This window comes from Granulosicoccus antarcticus IMCC3135, assembly GCF_002215215.1.
Lineage (GTDB): Bacteria > Pseudomonadota > Gammaproteobacteria > Granulosicoccales > Granulosicoccaceae > Granulosicoccus > Granulosicoccus antarcticus.
In genome coordinates this window covers 6,872,097-6,889,192 of record NZ_CP018632.1, presented here as the reverse complement: position 1 = coordinate 6,889,192, position 17,096 = coordinate 6,872,097, and the positions used below count along the sequence as shown (strand labels likewise).

17 protein-coding genes are annotated in these 17,096 nt (G+C 54.2%); 11 read left to right on the top strand and 6 right to left on the bottom strand.

Annotation, left to right across the window (positions count from 1 at the left end):
- Positions 1 to 29: 29 nt before the first annotated feature.
- Complete coding sequence (gene hda, locus IMCC3135_RS29845; protein WP_088920906.1) at positions 30 to 755, top strand: DnaA regulatory inactivator Hda; 726 nt, start codon at positions 30 to 32, stop codon at positions 753 to 755.
- Here the strand turns inward: hda and IMCC3135_RS29840 are convergent, their stop codons facing one another.
- Both IMCC3135_RS29840 and wrbA read right to left on the bottom strand, forming a co-directional pair.
- Positions 756 to 1,178 carry a DUF2069 domain-containing protein gene (locus tag IMCC3135_RS29840; RefSeq protein ID WP_088920905.1) on the bottom strand — a complete coding sequence of 141 codons (423 nt, stop codon included), beginning with the start codon at positions 1,176 to 1,178 and terminating at the stop codon, positions 756 to 758.
- Positions 1,175 to 1,804: an NAD(P)H:quinone oxidoreductase gene (wrbA, locus tag IMCC3135_RS29835; protein WP_088920904.1), complete on the bottom strand. Its 630-nt coding sequence runs from the start codon at positions 1,802 to 1,804 to the stop codon at positions 1,175 to 1,177. The genes IMCC3135_RS29840 and wrbA overlap by 4 nt, the downstream gene beginning before the upstream one ends.
- Positions 1,805 to 1,960: 156 nt before the next feature.
- Between wrbA and tfpB the strand changes: the two genes are divergently transcribed.
- The 8 genes from tfpB to IMCC3135_RS29800 all read left to right on the top strand — a co-directional run bounded on the left by tfpB (position 1,961) and on the right by IMCC3135_RS29800 (position 10,472).
- Complete coding sequence (gene tfpB, locus IMCC3135_RS29830) at positions 1,961 to 3,766, top strand: type IV pilus assembly ATPase TfpB (RefSeq protein ID WP_088920903.1); 1,806 nt, start codon at positions 1,961 to 1,963, stop codon at positions 3,764 to 3,766.
- Between the two features lie 147 nt (positions 3,767 to 3,913).
- On the top strand, positions 3,914 to 4,810 hold the full coding sequence (locus tag IMCC3135_RS29825) for an RNA-guided endonuclease InsQ/TnpB family protein (protein ID WP_236994692.1): 897 nt from the start codon (positions 3,914 to 3,916) through the stop codon (positions 4,808 to 4,810).
- A gap of 33 nt (positions 4,811 to 4,843) precedes the next feature.
- Complete coding sequence (locus tag IMCC3135_RS35675; RefSeq protein WP_236994691.1) at positions 4,844 to 5,014, top strand: transposase; 171 nt, start codon at positions 4,844 to 4,846, stop codon at positions 5,012 to 5,014.
- A gap of 311 nt (positions 5,015 to 5,325) precedes the next feature.
- Positions 5,326 to 6,336: a cupin domain-containing protein gene (locus tag IMCC3135_RS29820; protein ID WP_088920902.1), complete on the top strand. Its 1,011-nt coding sequence runs from the start codon at positions 5,326 to 5,328 to the stop codon at positions 6,334 to 6,336.
- Between the two features lie 28 nt (positions 6,337 to 6,364).
- Positions 6,365 to 7,561 carry a GNAT family N-acetyltransferase gene (locus IMCC3135_RS29815; RefSeq protein ID WP_088920901.1) on the top strand — a complete coding sequence of 399 codons (1,197 nt, stop codon included), beginning with the start codon at positions 6,365 to 6,367 and terminating at the stop codon, positions 7,559 to 7,561.
- 60 nt (positions 7,562 to 7,621) lie between these two features.
- Positions 7,622 to 8,500 carry a hypothetical protein gene (locus IMCC3135_RS29810; protein ID WP_088920900.1) on the top strand — a complete coding sequence of 293 codons (879 nt, stop codon included), beginning with the start codon at positions 7,622 to 7,624 and terminating at the stop codon, positions 8,498 to 8,500.
- Positions 8,501 to 8,712: 212 nt separating this feature from the next.
- The gene (locus IMCC3135_RS29805; RefSeq protein WP_088920899.1) at positions 8,713 to 9,033 is read left to right on the top strand and encodes a BrnA antitoxin family protein; all 321 of its coding nucleotides are present in this window, start codon (positions 8,713 to 8,715) and stop codon (positions 9,031 to 9,033) included.
- Between the two features lie 62 nt (positions 9,034 to 9,095).
- Positions 9,096 to 10,472, top strand: coding sequence for an NAD(P)/FAD-dependent oxidoreductase (locus tag IMCC3135_RS29800; RefSeq protein WP_205737779.1), 1,377 nt, complete (start codon positions 9,096 to 9,098; stop codon positions 10,470 to 10,472).
- 91 nt (positions 10,473 to 10,563) lie between these two features.
- Here the strand turns inward: IMCC3135_RS29800 and IMCC3135_RS29795 are convergent, their stop codons facing one another.
- The 4 genes from IMCC3135_RS29795 to IMCC3135_RS29780 form a co-directional block, all read right to left on the bottom strand.
- Positions 10,564 to 11,775, bottom strand: coding sequence for an ISAzo13 family transposase (locus IMCC3135_RS29795; protein WP_088920898.1), 1,212 nt, complete (start codon positions 11,773 to 11,775; stop codon positions 10,564 to 10,566).
- Between the two features lie 65 nt (positions 11,776 to 11,840).
- Complete coding sequence (locus IMCC3135_RS29790; RefSeq protein ID WP_088922160.1) at positions 11,841 to 12,368, bottom strand: redoxin domain-containing protein; 528 nt, start codon at positions 12,366 to 12,368, stop codon at positions 11,841 to 11,843.
- Between the two features lie 164 nt (positions 12,369 to 12,532).
- Complete coding sequence (locus tag IMCC3135_RS29785; RefSeq protein ID WP_088920897.1) at positions 12,533 to 12,859, bottom strand: WHG domain-containing protein; 327 nt, start codon at positions 12,857 to 12,859, stop codon at positions 12,533 to 12,535.
- A 71-nt stretch (positions 12,860 to 12,930) separates the two neighbouring features.
- The gene (locus IMCC3135_RS29780) at positions 12,931 to 14,622 is read right to left on the bottom strand and encodes a proline--tRNA ligase (protein ID WP_088920896.1); all 1,692 of its coding nucleotides are present in this window, start codon (positions 14,620 to 14,622) and stop codon (positions 12,931 to 12,933) included.
- Positions 14,623 to 14,747: 125 nt separating this feature from the next.
- Between IMCC3135_RS29780 and IMCC3135_RS29775 the strand changes: the two genes are divergently transcribed.
- Positions 14,748 to 15,659 (top strand): selenium metabolism-associated LysR family transcriptional regulator, encoded by a 912-nt coding sequence (locus IMCC3135_RS29775; RefSeq protein WP_088920895.1) that lies wholly within the window; start codon positions 14,748 to 14,750, stop codon positions 15,657 to 15,659.
- 194 nt (positions 15,660 to 15,853) lie between these two features.
- Positions 15,854 to 16,966, top strand: a complete 1,113-nt coding sequence (locus tag IMCC3135_RS29770; RefSeq protein WP_088920894.1) for an AI-2E family transporter — start codon at positions 15,854 to 15,856, stop codon at positions 16,964 to 16,966.
- Positions 16,967 to 17,096 lie beyond the last annotated feature (130 nt).

Here is a 17,096-nt window from a genome sequence, read left to right as displayed (position 1 = left end):
CTTGCCACAAAGACGTAGCATCCTAACTCATGCATTCTCATCCTCAATTGACTCTGGCACTGGACGCAGCGCCAGCGGTATCGTTCGACAGCTTCCATGTGGACTCGGCGACGGCACTGGTGCGCGACAGCATGCGTGCCTTTGTCGACGGCAAACTCAATGAACAGCAGATCTTTCTTTGGGGGGAGTCGGGCACCGGCAAAACCCATCTGCTCAGTGCCGCCTGTCAGGCCCTTTCACAAAAGGGCTATCGGGTTGCCTATATTCCGGGCGAAATGGTCAACCAGCCAGGTGCTCTGGACGGTATGGAGCAGGTCGAGCTTCTGTGCTTCGATGATCTGCAACGTCTGGACCACGCCTCGGAAGTCGATGTTTTCCATTGCATCAACCGTTGTCGTGAAGCCGAGACACGGCTTGTCATCGCTGCCGATCGTGCCCCCGATCAACTGGGGTTGAAACTGGCCGACCTGCAGACCCGTCTGGGCTGGGGGCTGGTAAGCCATACTCAGTTCATGGAAGAGGACGGGCTGCGGCTGGCATTTCGCAAAGAATTTGAAGCGCGCTCGCTGGAAGTCAGCGACGAGGTACTGAGCTATGTATTGCGCCGTTTCCCACGTCGCATGGCGACGTTGAAATATGTCGTCAATACACTCGATGATGTCTCCCTGAGTGAGCAGAGACGAATCACGGTACCTTTCATCAAGAGCGTCTTTGGCGAAGCCGAACGAGCGGCTCTGGCAGGCAGAGTCCGCTGATTATTTATCTTCGACAGGCTTTCTGAGTTCCGGCGGTGTCGGGGTGTAGCGTGAGTACATGCTGCTACCGACCATCAACAGCAAGCTGAACAACACCATGCTCATGCCCAGCAGTTGCTCGATGGCTTGTTGGTTGAACCAGACATCGACCCCGATAATGAAGTACAGCATGCTCAGAAAGCCCACCCATTGGTGGGTGTAGCGACGCGCATGGATGATGCCGCGTAAGGGGAATAACAACGGTATGGCAAGGCCAGCAATGGTCAGTGAGCGCGGCACTTGCTCAGGTGGCGCAATCCAGCTGAACCAGTTGATGATCAACAGCAGCAAGCCGAAGTAGCCGACCAGTGTCATCAGCCTGCCAATATGCGCATGGTGGGGCGATTCATAGCGTGGCTTGCGTGCTTTTTTCGTCTTGCTCATGAGCGGGCCGCCTCCGGGCTGTTGGTTAATGCCAGGGCGATAGACGCCACGCGTGCACCAAGGGCTTTGCACAGGGCAGTTTCAGTAGGGGCTAGTGGCGCCTTGCCGTCTTCGCCTGCGACATGGCTGGCACCATAGGGCGTGCCACCGCGTAGAGTCTGCATCAGCTCCGGATTGGAGTAGGGGAGCCCGCAGATGAGCATGCCGTGATGCAACAGCGGCACCATCATGCTCAGCAGTGTCGATTCCTGTCCGCCATGCATACTGCCGGTGGAGGTAAAGGCGGCGGCGGGCTTGCCAGCCAAGGTGCCTGCAAACCACTGTTCTGTCGTCTGGTCCAGAAAATACTTCAGTGAGGCCGACATATTGCCGAAATGCGTTGGACTACCGATGATCAGCCCTTCGCATTCGCGCAGATCAGCAGTTTCAGCGAAAGGTGCACCGCTTTCTGGTACCTCGGGAAGCGCGGTGGCGCTACGATCGCCAACCTTGGGGGTCGCTCTGAGTATGGCGTGGCAGTTTTTGACAGATTCCACTCCACGTGCAATCTGCTGGGCCATCCGGTAGGTGTTGCCGCCGTTGGAATCGTAAACGATCAATATTCGGGTCTGATTGTCGAACGTCATGCGCGTGGGCACTCACTATCCTGATTCTATGGGTGTGTTCAGTGTGTCACATCCAAGGCCTGCTTCGTGATCCAGGCGATACCTTGGAAGGGTTTCCTTTACCATCCGCCACAAAGCGCCGATAGCGAGTTGTTAACAGTCAACCTTGCAGCGCTAGTGCTAACTGAAGATGCCAAACGTTTTGCGGACCCGGTCACCGGCAAGCTTGAGCTTGAAGCGGTACTGGATGGTCTATTGATCGACGGTCTGATTGAAGAGTCCAACAGTTCGCTGTTGCGTTCGATTGCCAAGCCGGAGAAAAATTCCCAGAGTGGCGGTGCAAGCCCGTTGGAGCGCATTGCCGCTGGCGGCTGGACCAATGCACATGATCCGACGCAGAAAATCGATCTGGATTTTCTGACACGCTGGCTGGCGAAAAAGGTCGGTCTGGAATGGCTGCGTATCGATCCTCTGCAGACGGATGTTCCCGCTGTTACCGCAGTGATGTCGCATGCCTACGCCAGTCGCTTCAATATCATTTGCGTGGATGTCACTCCCGAGTATGTGGTGTTTGGCACCGCCGAGCCCTTCTATAATGAATGGCAGAGCGAGCTGCAACGAGTCCTGCGCAAGGAAATTCGGCTGGTTATCTGCAACCCGGTTGATATTCGCCGGTATCTGCACGAGCTCTACTCGGTATCCAGGTCGGTGCTGGGGGCGAAGAAGGATCAAGGCTATCAGTCCAGTGCGGTGCAGAACCTGGAACAGCTCATGGATCTGGGGCGAACAGGCAAGCTGGAGGCTAATGATAGCCACGTCATCAGCATCGTTGACTGGTTGCTGCAATATGCCTACGAGCAGCGCGCCAGTGATATTCATCTGGAGCCACGACGCGAAACCGGAGCGGTCCGGTTCCGTATCGATGGGGTCATGCAGCAGGTGTATGACATGCCGGCGGCGGTCATGTCGGCCGTTACCAGCCGGCTCAAGATACTGGGAAGACTGGATGTTGCTGAAAAGCGCCGACCGCAGGATGGTCGTCTGAAAACTCGTAACAGCGAGGGCAAAGAGGTGGAGCTGCGCATATCCACCATGCCGACCGCGTTTGGCGAGAAGATGGTCATGCGAATCTTCGATCCGGAGGTGCTGGTCAAGGACCAGAGTCAGCTTGGTTTCGACCGTCGTGAAGCTGACATATGGAACACCATGATCAAGCAGCCGAACGGCATTCTGCTGGTCACGGGTCCTACCGGGTCAGGCAAAACCACCACGTTGTACAGCAGTCTGCAAATGCTGGCGACTCCCGAGGTCAATGTCTGCACGATCGAGGACCCTATCGAGCTGGTCGTACCCGCCTTCAACCAGATGCAGGTGCAGCATAATATCGAACTGGATTTTGCTGCCGGTGTGCGCACGCTACTCAGACAGGATCCGGATATCATCATGGTGGGTGAGATACGTGACCTGGAAACCGCTCAGATGGCAGTACAAGCGGCACTGACCGGGCATCTGGTGCTCTCCACCTTGCACACCAATGATGCTGCATCGGCCGTCACCCGTTTACTGGAGCTGGGTATTCCCTATTATCTCATCCGATCCACGCTGATCGGTGTGGTCGCGCAACGTCTGATTCGGACCTATTGCCCGGTCTGTGCAACCAAAGTGCCCATGGACGAAGAACAATGGACCTCCCTGATGGCGCCCTGGAAAGCACAGGTTCCCGAATCCATGCACACACCCACAGGCTGTCTGGAGTGTCGCAATACCGGTTTTCTCGGTCGCGCCGGTATCTACGAGCTGCTGCAGATGACACCGGGTGTGAAGAATCTGATTACAGCGGATGTGCATCTTGAAGATCTGCGCAAGCAGGCCTACAAGGACGGTATGCGCCCGATGCGTATCAGTGGTCTGGCCAAGGTCGGGCAGGGCAAGACCAGTTTTGCGGAAGTGCTGAAAGTGACACCGTCACCCTTGATCAGATGAGCAGCAAACCCCGTCGTTCAGCCGGGCCTGCGCTCAGGGCGGGGTCAGAGCGAACGTTAGAGCTGAAAATATTTTGTACTGTATGAAAAGACAGTATTTTAATAGCCAGAGGCTCTTTGTAGTGTAAGAAGCGGCTAAGATAACGTTATGAACCAGTCAGTTTCCAACCCTACACATTTGCGCACATTAAGGCTGCGTGTCAAAGACAAGCACGCCGCCGAGCTTGCTCGTCAGGCACGAGCCGTAAATTACGTCTGGAATTACATCAACGAGTTGTCAGAGCGTAGCATTCGCGAACGCGGTGTCTTTCTTTCGGCATTCGATCTCCATCGTTACACCACTGGCGCAAGCAAAGCGCTGGGATTGCATAGTCATACGGTGCAGAAAACAAGCGCCTCATACGTTCAGGCTAGAATTCAGTTCAGAAAACGCAAACTTGCCTGGCGCAAGAGCGGTGGTGTACGCCGCTCATTGGGTTGGGTGCCGTTCAATACCGGTCACGCCCGCTGGCGTAACGGCCAGGTGCATTTCAATGGCACCGCTTACGGTGTCTGGGATAGCTACGGATTGGCAGGCTTTACCCTTCGCTCGGGATCATTCAGTGAAGACAGTCGGGGCCGGTGGTATTTCAATGTCGCCGTAGAAACTGAAACAAAGCTGTCCGCGGGCAAAAGCGTTATCGGTATTGACCTGGGGTGCAAAGAGGCGGCAACGGCGAGTAATGCTGAAAAATTGCGTGGGCGTTGGTATCGTGACGACGAGAAAGCATTGGCAACGGCCCAGCGCGCGGGCAAGAAAAGACAGGTCAAGAAAATACATGCCAGAATCAAGAACCGGCGCAAAGAGGATACCCATCAATTTACAACCGGTCTGGTAGAGAAAAGTGGTGCGATATTTGTGGGAAATGTCTCATCCAAAGCGATGGTAAAAACAAACATGGCCAAGTCAGCGCTGGATGCTGGCTGGTATAGCCTCAAGAAGACTCTGGAATATAAATGCGCTAGCGCAGGGGTCCTCTATCAGGAAGTAAACGAGGCCCCTTAGTTGATAAACAGAGGCCACCCGAACCTGTTCTGAGTGCGGTGCACTCAGCGGTCCGAAAGGACTGAAAGAGCTCGGAATAAGCGGCCCGCGCAGGGGGAATGGAGCTGTGCTGAGTGTGGAAGCTCGCACGACCGCGATGTAAATGCGGCTCGCAACATTGCCGCTCTGGGAATTCAGAGTCTCGCAGGAGGAACCTACGAATGAATGAAGAGGTAAAGAATCCTCTTACTTCAGGGAGAGGAGAATTCAAGGATTGAGGCTTCGGTGGATCCGCCAGAGTGGGTTCACACAGGCAATATGGCTAAGTGTTCTGTACATCTAGCGAGATGTGGGCCTCAAAAGTCGGATAGACTTTATAGACGGACCTGAATCTGTCGAGCTAACGCGATAAGCTGGCAAGGATCTCCTTGTTGTAATGACTGTGTCATGATCATCAATCGCCGGGTTCTCCCTGATTCTGATCTTGGCAATTACAATGCCCGCGCAGCTCACCAGGGTTATTTGAGAATTACACCATGTCACAGTCACAGGTTTTACATCCGATTGCCTGGAGCGATGAGGAATACCAGAGTTTCGGTAAAATACCTCAGGTCAGCAAGCACCGTTATCACGAACTGCCCTTGTTCGACACAGATGTTCTGATCGCGCTGCTGGATGCCTATCCACGTAAGCATCTGCAAGCCTATACGATGGGCACCGACCCGAAAAAAAACAGTGATTGGCGGCAAGTGGATATCGCCGAAGGCACCTGTGGAGCCGACTTGTGGCGCGCTGCCGAGTCTGGTCGCATCTGGCTCAACCTGGTCAATATTGAATCAAACCGGCAGGAATACCGTGAGCTGATCGATTCCATGTATGCCCATCTGGGCGAGCATTGCCCACATCTGCAGAATCCCAAAGCAACACACAGTGCGCTGCTGATCAGCTCGCCGGGAGCCCAGGTTTACTACCATCTGGACGCCGAACCCAACATGCTGTGGCATTTGCGTGGTGAGAAGGATGTCTGGTTGTACCCAGCCATGGACCCCGAGCTGGTTCCGCAGAACTATCTGGAAGATATCTATGCGGGCGAAATTGGTGAAAACCTGCCGTACAGAACCGAATTCGACAAACGCGCTGTAAAGGCTCGCCTGCAGCCTGGGGATGCTGCCTCGTGGCCGCACAACGGCCCGCACCGGATTGTCAATGTGGACATGAACGTCTCTTTGGCCACCAGCTACTACACGCCCGCGGTTTATCAAAGGCAGTATGTTCAGCTAGCCAATCGTTTCATCCTGCGTAATCTGGGTATTCAGAATCGCAGCATGAGCGAGCAGGGATTGGTGGCTGCAGCAAAGCGCATGTCCTATCGTGTCATCAACAAGATCAGGCCGTTCAAGAGAAAAGAGCGTTCTGCCGGTTATATTACGGACCTGCAGATCGACCCTGATGGACCACTGGGTTTGCGCCAATTGTCAGAGCCTCGTCTGGCCTCATTTGGCCGCAAATCCGCACAGTCGCAAGAAGAACAGGCAAACGCAAATTGAGACAGTTGCCTGAGCACGAGTTTTCCGCATGATTCACGAGAAGACCAGGCCGGCGAGCTCGTGTAGAAAGCCCGATGCGAAGTCGCAGGAGCCGGTACTGGTAAAGTGCCTGGATTCGGCGGAGGCATTTGATCAACTGCAGGCTATCTGGCAGGAACTTGAGCGTCAGGATACGCAGTGCACACCGTTCAACACCTGGGTGTGGAACAGCTTGTGGTGGCAGCACTACGGCACCAGAAGGGACCGTCTGACGATACTGATTGCCCGGCAGGGCAATCGCGTTGTGGGTATAGCACCTCTGTATATTCATGCCACCGTCATGTGCAAAGTCATACCTGTACGGGTGCTGAGTTTCATTGGCACCGGTGGCGATACATCGCCGGATTACCTCAATATCATTACTCTGCCTCAGCTGCGAAATGAGGTAGAGCAAGCCTTGCTGAATTACCTGCCTCAGATTGGTGGTTGGCATAAATTGCATCTGACCGACATGTTGCAGGCATCATCGTTGGTGAGGCGAGTTCAAAAACTGATTGATTCTGGACCGGGTACGGTGCTGGAGCCTCGCATTCAGTTCATTCAGAAAGCCGCATTGCCGGCAAGCTTTGAAGACTACCGTGCGCAGCTCAGTCGCAAACATCGCAAGCAGATCAATCACCGGCAGAACAGGCTGGATGCGGCCGGGGTCTCAGAACTGTCTATTTGCTCGACGAACGAAGAGCTGGCGCAGGCCAGTGATGCCCTGGTCTCTCTGCATCGGTTGCGCTGGGACAGTAAAGGTGGAGTCGGTGGTTTCAGAAGTACGGCCTACGAGCAATTTCACCGTGCTGTGATTCGGCACTTTTTTGCCATGGATGCATTATGGCTGACGACTCTGAAGCTGGATGGCTCGATCATAGGAGTCCAGTATATTTTTGCCTGGCGTGGCCAGCTCATGTTCATGCAAAGCGGCTATTCGCCGGAGCATGAACGTCTGAGCCCGGGACATGTACTCTTTACCTACGCCATTCAGCGCGGTATCGAGCAAGGCATGCAGGGGCTGGATATGCTCAAGGGGCACTATTCCTACAAATCAGTCTATGCCAGAGATGAGATTCAGACTATTGGTCTGGGCTATTTATGTCCCGGTGTGCGTCGATTTCTTGGTGCTGCACGCGACCGGGTCGCCCGCCTGCAAACTAAAAAAACGACGATAGTGGTGCCTGATGGAGACGCCAATAGTTGACCTGAGCGCTTTTTCTGGTAACCATGCATGCCTAACTGGTTAACGTACCCTGCAGCTCTCATGACATCACCACAACGCTCCTTTGAGATTGCCCGCGACCCCGCTCAGGCAAGTCACCGTTTGTTCAGCCCGGTTTGTGCAAAGCTGCAAGAACCGGAGCAAGGCTTGTTCGGATCCGGTATGGCTGCTTTGCCAGAGCAGCCTCGTTCCGGTGCAAAGCTGTTCGCCGTTTTGCTGGCCAGCTGCCTGTTGGCAGCTTGTGGTGGAAGTAGCAATTCAACATCTACCCCCACGGTCGATGCCGAGATGGGAACCGGTACAGAAACCGAGGACGACGATGAACTCGGCCAGAACGAGACACCAGACACGGGCGTGGTCGGGCAAGTAGGAGACCCCTCAGTGCCGTCGGTCAGCGTGCCCGATGAACTGACGGATATTGACCGAGTGGCCTTGAGCATTGGCGACAGTGCACGTTGTAGTGCAGTCGGTGAGAGCTTTGATGTAAACATCACTCGGGGCTTGACAGAGGAAGAGCTGGCAGCTGGCGTGTTGAGCGAACCGCAGGATGTGTCTGCCTACGTCACACTGACACAGGACTTTGGGGATTCACTGGAATTGTTGTCACGCGGTGATGGCGCTGTCCAGTTCAGGCATCAGGAGCAGAATATGGTCAGCTTGACTGCCGAATTGGAAAACGGCTCGGTAACGACCTATCTGGCAGGAATTTCGGCTGATGCGCCCGCCAGTGTTGTCTTGCGTAAGCCGGTCGTAGGTGGTTGCTTGTACGCGCTGCGACTGCCTGACTATTGCGCGACCGGACTTGCCAAGGGGGGCACGCTGTCATTCAATCGTGATGGCGATGGAATCAGTGCGGTTGGATGTGAGCTGTCAAACCCGAATGGCTATCCGGTTATCGAGTTGCCCGCTCCTAAGGCTTGAACAGGGCTCCATTTTTCACGATTACTTCAAACTTTCAGTGATTACTCGCCACGGGTTTTCATAACTGTGACCTTCGGAACGTCCGTATTGTTTCATCTGGATAGACTTGTCTCCGTTAACGAGCAGACAACGTTTTGCCAGATAGGAAACTCATCGGCAAGGTGATTTGTTCGCACTCCGAATAATGAAAAGTTCACGGTGGAAGTTTCCGGATGCCAGATTCAAGCACGGACCCAGTATCAAGTAATGACAAGATTCTTCTGGATCTTGATGAGTTGTTCCAACGGGCCGACAATGTCGTATCGACCTCGGTAATTGGTCGGCCCAAGCGTGGCTCAGGCTATGTGCCGAAAGTCGATGCAAAGATCAGGCTGAATGTAGAGGTCATGGATTGGCTGAAAGCCATGGGGCCACGTCATTACAGCCGTATCAATGGCTTGTTGACGGCCTTGATGGAAGCAGACAAGCGCCGCACGCCAGATTTGCCCGAGAAGTTGGTACCGTCCGCTGATGAAGGAGATACACAGGCCTGAGTTCGGGGCGGTGTGTTGATGTCGCAGCAAAGGCTATATCACGAGTTTTTCAAGATAGCCTGATGGAGTCCGCACCAGGTCTGTTGACGCAGGCCAATGGTGTTGATGAGCTGGGAAAATGCGATGATTGCCATCGTGACTTCTCAAGCAGCTCAACTGACATGATTGATACCTGGTACAAGCGTTGCCTGGCCGAACCGACAGTGGATGTCATGTCGGAATCCTGCGAGGCCGACATCTGCATTGTGGGTGCCGGTCTTGCCGGATTGACCAGTGCTCTGCAACTGGCACGTAGTGGTCTGCAAGTGGTTGTGCTGGAGGCAGAGCAAATCGCCTGGGGGGCATCGGGTCGAAATGGCGGGTTCGTAACTCCTGGTTTTGCTCAGGGTTATGCGGCAGTCGAAGCACGTGTCGGGCAAACTGCTGCACAGGCGTTGCATGGCCTGTCCATCGAAGGTATGCAGATCGTTGCTGACAATATCAGGCAATTGCAGATTGAAGATGCTCAGCCTGTCCCGGGTATTCTGGGAATCTGTCGATACCCTGCCGCCGGCGAACTCAAGTCACGCCGTGACTGGTTGGCAAAGCACTTTGACTATCATGTAGATCACCTTGCCGGTGATGAGTTGAGTGAGCATCTGAAAAGTGCTTGTTATCACGATGCCTTGCATGATCAGAACGCCTTCCACTTCAACCCATTGGCCTACGCCAGGGGATTGGCCGCCGCTATTCGAAAGCTGGGTGGTCGCATCCATGAAAAAACGGCAGTAGAAACCATCAACGGCTCGCAGGGCAGCTGGAAGGTTGTGACTTCACGCGGCACGGTTGCAGCGCGTGATGTTCTGCTGACGACCGGTGGATACACCGGTAAATTGCAGCCTGCATTGCATCGAAGCTATCTGCCGATTGCCACCTATGTGATGCTCACCGAGAACAATCCGGAGCTGATCGCCAGTGTCATCAGCACACGCTCGGCCATACTGGATGATCGACGTGCCAGTGATTATTATCGAGTGGTTGATGAAGGCCGGCGACTGCTTTGGGGCGGGCGCATCACAACGCGTGTCTCTGAGCCTCGTGCCTTGTCTGTATTGTTGCATCGCTCAATGGTTGCAACCTACCCGCAGCTGGCGCAGCTGAAAGTTGACACGGCCTGGTCGGGCAGCATGAGCTATGCGCGTCACCGCATGCCGCAAATTGGCCAACTTCCCAATGGGCAGTGGTATTGCACCGCATTTGGCGGGCATGGCATGAATACCACTGCCATTGGTGGGCATGTCATTGCGGAGGCGATCACCGGGCAATCTGATCGCTATCGTCAATTCAGCCCCTTCGGGTTGGAATACACAGGGGGCGTGGTGGGGCGTGCGGCAGTGCAGGCAACTTATTGGGGCTACCAGCTCATGGATAAGTGGCAGGAGCGAGCCAGGGGCGGGTGAAATAATTAACTATCCATTTCAACCGCCCCTGCATATTGTCCTACTGCGTTAGGGGGTGTGAATAAATAAATTATATTTCTACGTCGTGTCACTATTCTCTTGGTTTAATCGTGTAATTCCATTCACCATGAAATCGATGGGGGTGCAAGTTTATCGATTCCATCTCATTGTCAGTGACCTTTTTGCCTTTCTCGTAGGTGTTCTGATCAAGTTCGCAGTGCACCTGAAGTCCTTCTTGAGTTTTTGTCGCTCCGATCAGCTCGACAACCGTGCGGTAATCCGCCAAGGGCTTGCCGCGCCAGTTGAGCGTAATGAAACTGAATAGGCGGTGCTCAATCCGATTCCACTTGCTTGTCCCTGGAGGATAGTGACTGACGCTGATTGCAATGCCCAGCTCGTCACTGAGTTCCTGCAGCTCCAGTTTCCAGAGTCTGGCTCGGTAGCCGTTGCTGCCCCCGCAATCGGCTGTGACGAAAATCTCGCTCGTCGAGTCGTAGCGTTCCTGACCCAGTTCTTGCCACCAGCGGCGCAGACTGTGCACAGCGAATTCGGCGGTGTCAGCACTGATCCCCACGCTCACCCAAGCCTCGTTGTCACCAATGTCGTAGACTCCATAGGGGCTCACCCGACCCAACTCGCCTTTGAAGTCGTGAGTCTTCACCGGCAGTGGTTCACCTTTCGGACGGTACTCCTTGCCGCCGTTCTTATAGAGCCCTACAAGCTCTTTTTTCTTCGTGTCCACCGACAGCACGGGCTCTCCGGCCTTGATCCGTCGCTTGCTCTGACTGGCGATATGTCGAAACTGTGCATCACGATCAACATGCTGGGCACCCTCAAGCTTCTTCGCATTGCCTTGCAACGAATAACCCAACTTCTTCTTGAGCAGATGACCCACCGTACGATAGCTCACCGTGTGGCCAAGCTCGCCCAATTCGGCGGCGAGTATACGCAGACTCTTCAGAGTCCATCGCAGCGGCGACTGCGGATCACCCCGTGCCTCGGGTTCGACTAACGACTCAAGGGCGCTGAGCAATGTCGGGTCCTCGGCCACTTTCAACGGCCGCCCTGCACCGGGACGGCGAACCCGACGCGGCGATTCTATCTCCTCACCGTCGCGCTCGCGCAACTCGTCAATACCGCGGCGAATGGTCATCAGAGAAAGCTCACTGGCCCGATGAACCAGAGCAATACCTCCGTAACCAATCGCCATCGCCTCAGAGGCAGCCCACTCGCGTCGTCCACGTTCGTCGAGCGAGGGTAGAATCTGAAAATACTGCTCTCGGATCTGCTTTTCACTTTTCATTAATATAAGCGTAGCAGACTTGTCTCAAAAAGCTAGTTAATTAATTCACAAGCCCTTAGCACTGTTTACTGATGGGTGCCTCTGATCGGGTAGTCGTTTGAGCGGATAAAGCCAATTCCACCCACCAGCGATTCAAGATCCGGGCGAGAGAAGGGAGCATTGGAAATATCGACTAACTGCAAAGTGCCTTTATCGTTGATGAGAAACACGCCTGGCTCTGCGAAAGGCCGATCAGTTTCCTCAGGTGAACGAGGGTCAGAGATGTAGAGTCCCAGTGTTTGCATCTGTTCGATACTCAGCCCATAACCAACGGTGTAAGTTGGCTCAATGGTCGACATCTGTTCTTCTACCTTTTCCAGCGGATCTCCGGACACGGCTACCAGATCGACGTTCAGTTCAGCCAGCTTGCCGCTGAAATCATTTAACTGAGTCAGATATTTTGTGCAAAGAGGGCAATGTTTGCCTCGGTACACGATGACCAGCTTCCAGTCATTGGGCGCGGTCGGCTTGGCCAGGTTGATTTCACCCCCGTTCATATCAGAGACGATAAGTTCGGGAAATACACTGCCGGCGGTCAGTTTTGAAGCTTGCATGAGTTCTCCATCAAGTTGAGTTGCGCTCATACTATTAATCGTGACTGGTAAATCAATAGCGATGTAATGATTGCAGGCAAATGGAGGCAGTCCTGGGGTCTGGCCGGCAAGCGAGCTGATGGGGTGAGAACCGTCATCACCAAAATGCCATTGCCGCAACGGCGCTAGCTGGCAGTGGTGAATACAGGTTTCATGGCGATAATCATGCGTGTGGCAAGTGCCAACTTGTGTTGTCGGGACTGCCCTCGTGCAATGGGGCCATCGATGAACAAATTGGCGAGCCCGTGAACAGATGACCAGGCCAGCAGCTCTTCGGTGCTGAGTTGGAAGGGGTCGGTATCGTGGATGGAATCAGCAAAGCCGCCTTTCAGGTTGGAACCGAGCTGCTCTGAGGCGGCCATATAAGCTTCATTGCCCGAATAGATGGTCTCTTCGCTCCACATGGCGCGAAAGAATGCCGGTTTGTCGATACCGCCGCACCTGTCTTGCAACAGCCCGGGCCGCCTCAGTCACTCAGGTGAGCGAGGCGGCCGGTTTTCCGTTCTGAAAAAAGAGAACGGTGTCAGACTATTTTCGATAAAACGTCAGCACGTGGAATAATCACGGATTCTGCAGCGGTACGGTCGCGGTATTCGATTTCATTGTTGGCCAGCAACTTGTCGCTGACCACAAAGCGATGCGGAATACCGATGAGTTCCATATCGGCAAACATGGCACCAGGTCGCAAAGGGCGATCATCAAACAAGACGTCGACGCCGGCCTCTTTGAGCTCGTTGTAGAGCGCCTCGGCTGCCTCTTTTACGGCCTCGGATTTCACCATGTTGATGGGGCAGATCACCGCCTCGAAAGGTGCAATGGCCATAGGCCAGATCATGCCCTTGTCATCGTTGTTCTGCTCAATTGCAGCTGCCGCTATCCGCGTGATACCAATGCCGTAGCAACCCATCAGCATAACCTGAGGCTTGCCGTTCTCATCGAGAACCGATGCGCCCATGGACTGACTGTAGGTGTCGCCCAGCTGGAAGATATGACCGACCTCTATGCCGCGCACTATTTTCAGTGTGCCGCCACCGACAGGACTGGCGTCGCCTTCCACAACGTTACGCAAGTCACGCACGATTGGTTCTGGCAGGTCGCGATCCCAGTTGACACCGCTCAGGTGCTTGTCATTCTGATTGGCTCCGCAGACAAAATCACTCATCTTGGCAGCATCGGCATCGGCGATGACCGGGATAGACAGGCCGACGGGACCGATGGATCCTGCATCGCAATTGGCTGCAGCCTTGATGGCAGCGGCGTCGGCCATGGTCAATGGGGAGGCCACTTCAGGCAAGTGTTCTGCCTTGACTTCATTGAGTTGGTGATCACCGCGCAGTACCAAGGCGATTACCGGTGTTTCAACGCCTTGTACCAATAGTGTTTTCAGGCACTTGGACTCGTCAATATCGAGCTGAGTGGCCAGTTCGGTGATGGTATGAACGCCAGGTGTGTCAATGGTTTCCATGGCTTGCGAGGCTTCGCCGCGAGTGCCCTGGCTGACAGCCACCGCCTTTTCCATGTTGGCTGCGTATTCGCCCTCTGTCGAATAGACCACGGCGTCTTCACCGCTGTCTGCCAGAACGTGAAATTCACGCGACTGCGCACCACCGATACTACCGCTGTCAGCTTCCACTGCCCGGTATGTCAATCCCATGCGGTCGAAGACGTTGCAGTAAGCGACGTGCATCTGATCGAAGCTCTGTTGCAGGGATTCGGCACCCAGGTTGAAGGAATAGCCATCCTTCATGATGAATTCGCGTGCACGCATGACGCCGAAACGGGGTCGGACCTCGTCCCGGAATTTGGTCTGAATCTGGTAGAAATTGAGAGGTAGCTGGCGATAGCTCTTGATTTCACGCCGTGCGATATCGGTAATGACCTCTTCATGGGTCGGTCCTACACAGTATTCACGGTTATGCCGATCGTGCAGGCGCAACAATTCAGGTCCGAATTTTTCCCAGCGTCCCGACTCCTGCCACAGCTCTGAGGGCTGGATAGAGGGCATCAACACCTCCAGAGCACCAGCCTTGTTCATCTCTTCACGTACAACGGCTTCAATTTTGCGTACAACTCGCAATCCCAGCGGCAGCCAGGAATACAGGCCGGAGCCCAGGCGACGAATGAGACCGGCTCTCAGCATCAGCTGATGGCTGGCAATTTCCGCATCATTGGGTGTTTCTTTAGCGGTACTTATATGGAACTGACTGGCGCGCATGCCTTTTATCTCGATGGTCCGATGCTCAGTATAACGAGCCATGCCGCCTGTATGTCGTCCTCTGTGCGCGGGAGAGAGGTACCATATGTCTATGAATGAGATTTGCTACCGCGTGCACGCCTGTCATGTCTGACCGTCGATTGCAGGTGTTCCATACCGTAGGCGGTGTGCTCAGCTTTACACGTGCTGCAGAACTGCTGCATATGACACAGCCAGCTGTGACCCATCAGATTCGTCAGCTGGAGGAGGAGCTCAACGCGCGCCTGTTCGATCGCAGCAACAATCGCATCAGTCTGACCACCGCTGGCCAACAGGTCATGGAGTACGCCGATCGTATTCTGGCTCTCTATGATGAGATGCAGGAATCTGTCAAGGCGCTGACAGGGGATCGTACCGGGTTGGTCACGCTGGGGGCCAGCACCACTATTGCCGAATACATGTTGCCAGGTTTGCTTGGGGGGTTCCGCCAATGGTTTCCAGAGGTGCAAATCAGGTTGCGAGTTGCCAATACGGATGCTGTGGTCAGTATGGTGGCCGACAATTCCATCGAACTGGGGGTCGTGGAAAGTGAGGTGGATAACCAGTTGCTTCGGGTTGAGCAATGCCAGCGAGACGAATTGCAGGTCATTGTGCCGCCAGAACATGAACTGGCTCAGAAATCTTGCATCACCGTGCTTGAACTGACCGATTACCCGTTCATATACCGTGAGGGTGGTTCGGGAACCCGTAGTGTCATCGAACGTTATTTCAGTGAGCACGGTGTCAGCGTAAATGATCTGAACCGTCCGTTCGAACTGGGCAGTACAGAGGCTATCAAGGGGGCGGTGCAAGCCGGTGTCGGTATCAGTATCGTGTCGCGCTCAGCCTTGCAGAAGGAATTATCGTTGGGACAATTGGTGGCTCTGCCCTTGAATCCGCCACTTATGCGCTCATTCTATTTCGTGCGGCAGAAGCAGCAGTTCAGAACTCATTTGATGGATGAGCTGTTTCAGTTTGCTCGCAACTATTTTGAACAAGCCAGTAGCCCTCCAGTCTGATGCCACGCTCATGGTCAAGTCGGAATGCTGCTGACAGGCCTGATAAGGTTTGTTGCAAGTCGTTTGCAATCAATGATGAAGCGAGCATCCTGTGACACAGGGGACACTCGCTAGTGTCATACTATCCATATTCCAGAGTGCTGAGCTCTGGCTTTCTGTTATTCAATAGGGTTAATGATGGAGTCGTTCTGGCAATGTACGACATAGTCCGGGACTGGTACTCCCGAAATTTCTCGGATCCCCAAGCGGTCATTCTTGCGTTTCTCCTGGTAGTCGTTTCAGGGCTACTGTGGGCGGTGGGCGATATCATGGCGCCTGTACTGATTGCTCTGGTACTGGCCTATCTGCTTGAAAGCGTGGTTGCGGCCATGCGGCGACTTCACGTGCCACGGACACTGGCCTCGGCGATTGTCTTGTGTCTGATTCTGGCGCTATCCATTGTTGTGCTGTTCGGTCTGGTACCGGTTTTGTCGCAGCAGCTGACCAGTATCGTTCGAGAGTTACCGGGCATGATTGGCAACATCCAGGAACAGTTGCTACGGCTGCCGGAGAAATATCCGGATATCTTTACCACCGTTCAGGTCAATGACCTGATTGAAGTTCTGCGCCGCGAACTAACCTCATTTACACAGAACGTACTGTCATTCTCACTGGCACGTCTGGGTAACCTGGTCATGATCGCTGTGTATGTGGTGCTGGTGCCCATCATGGTCTTCTTCGCTCTCAAGGACAAAGACAAGCTGCTGGCTTTTGCCTCCAAATTTGTTCCTCATCGCAGTGAGCTGACGTTTCAGGTATGGCGCGAGGTGGACGAAAAAATAGGCAACTATATTCGCGGCAAGTTTGTCGAAATTGTCATCATCTGGGTGGCCAGCTACATTCTGTTTGCGATCATGGGCCTCAACTATTCCTTGTTGCTCAGTTTTCTGGTGGGTTTGTCCGTCATCATTCCTTACGTAGGTGCCATCGCGGTCACTGTACCTATCGCATTGATCGGATTTTTCCAGTGGGGCTTGACGCCCAAGCTTGGCTACATGCTGATTGCCTATCAGGTGGTTCAGATTCTCGACGGTAATGTGTTGGTCCCATTGCTGTTTTCCGAAGTCGTCAATCTGCATCCGCTGGCCATCATCACAGGCGTTCTCTTCTTTGGCGGGCTGTTCGGATTGTGGGGCGTCTTCTTCGCTATCCCGCTGGCCACGCTGGTGCAGGCAGTCATGAATGCCTGGCCCAAGGCGCGAGAGCAACGATTGCTGCATGACCCGGAAGCGGGCCATATAATAATAGACACCGATAACCGCGCCTGAGTGTGCGGGAAACGGCAGACTCTTAACTCAAGAGCAGAGTCTGCCGCCAGATAGTGCCAAGGCCTTGTGAAACAGTTAGCTACCCATTTCACGAGCCTGGAAGACTTGTGAAACAATCAGCTATCGATCG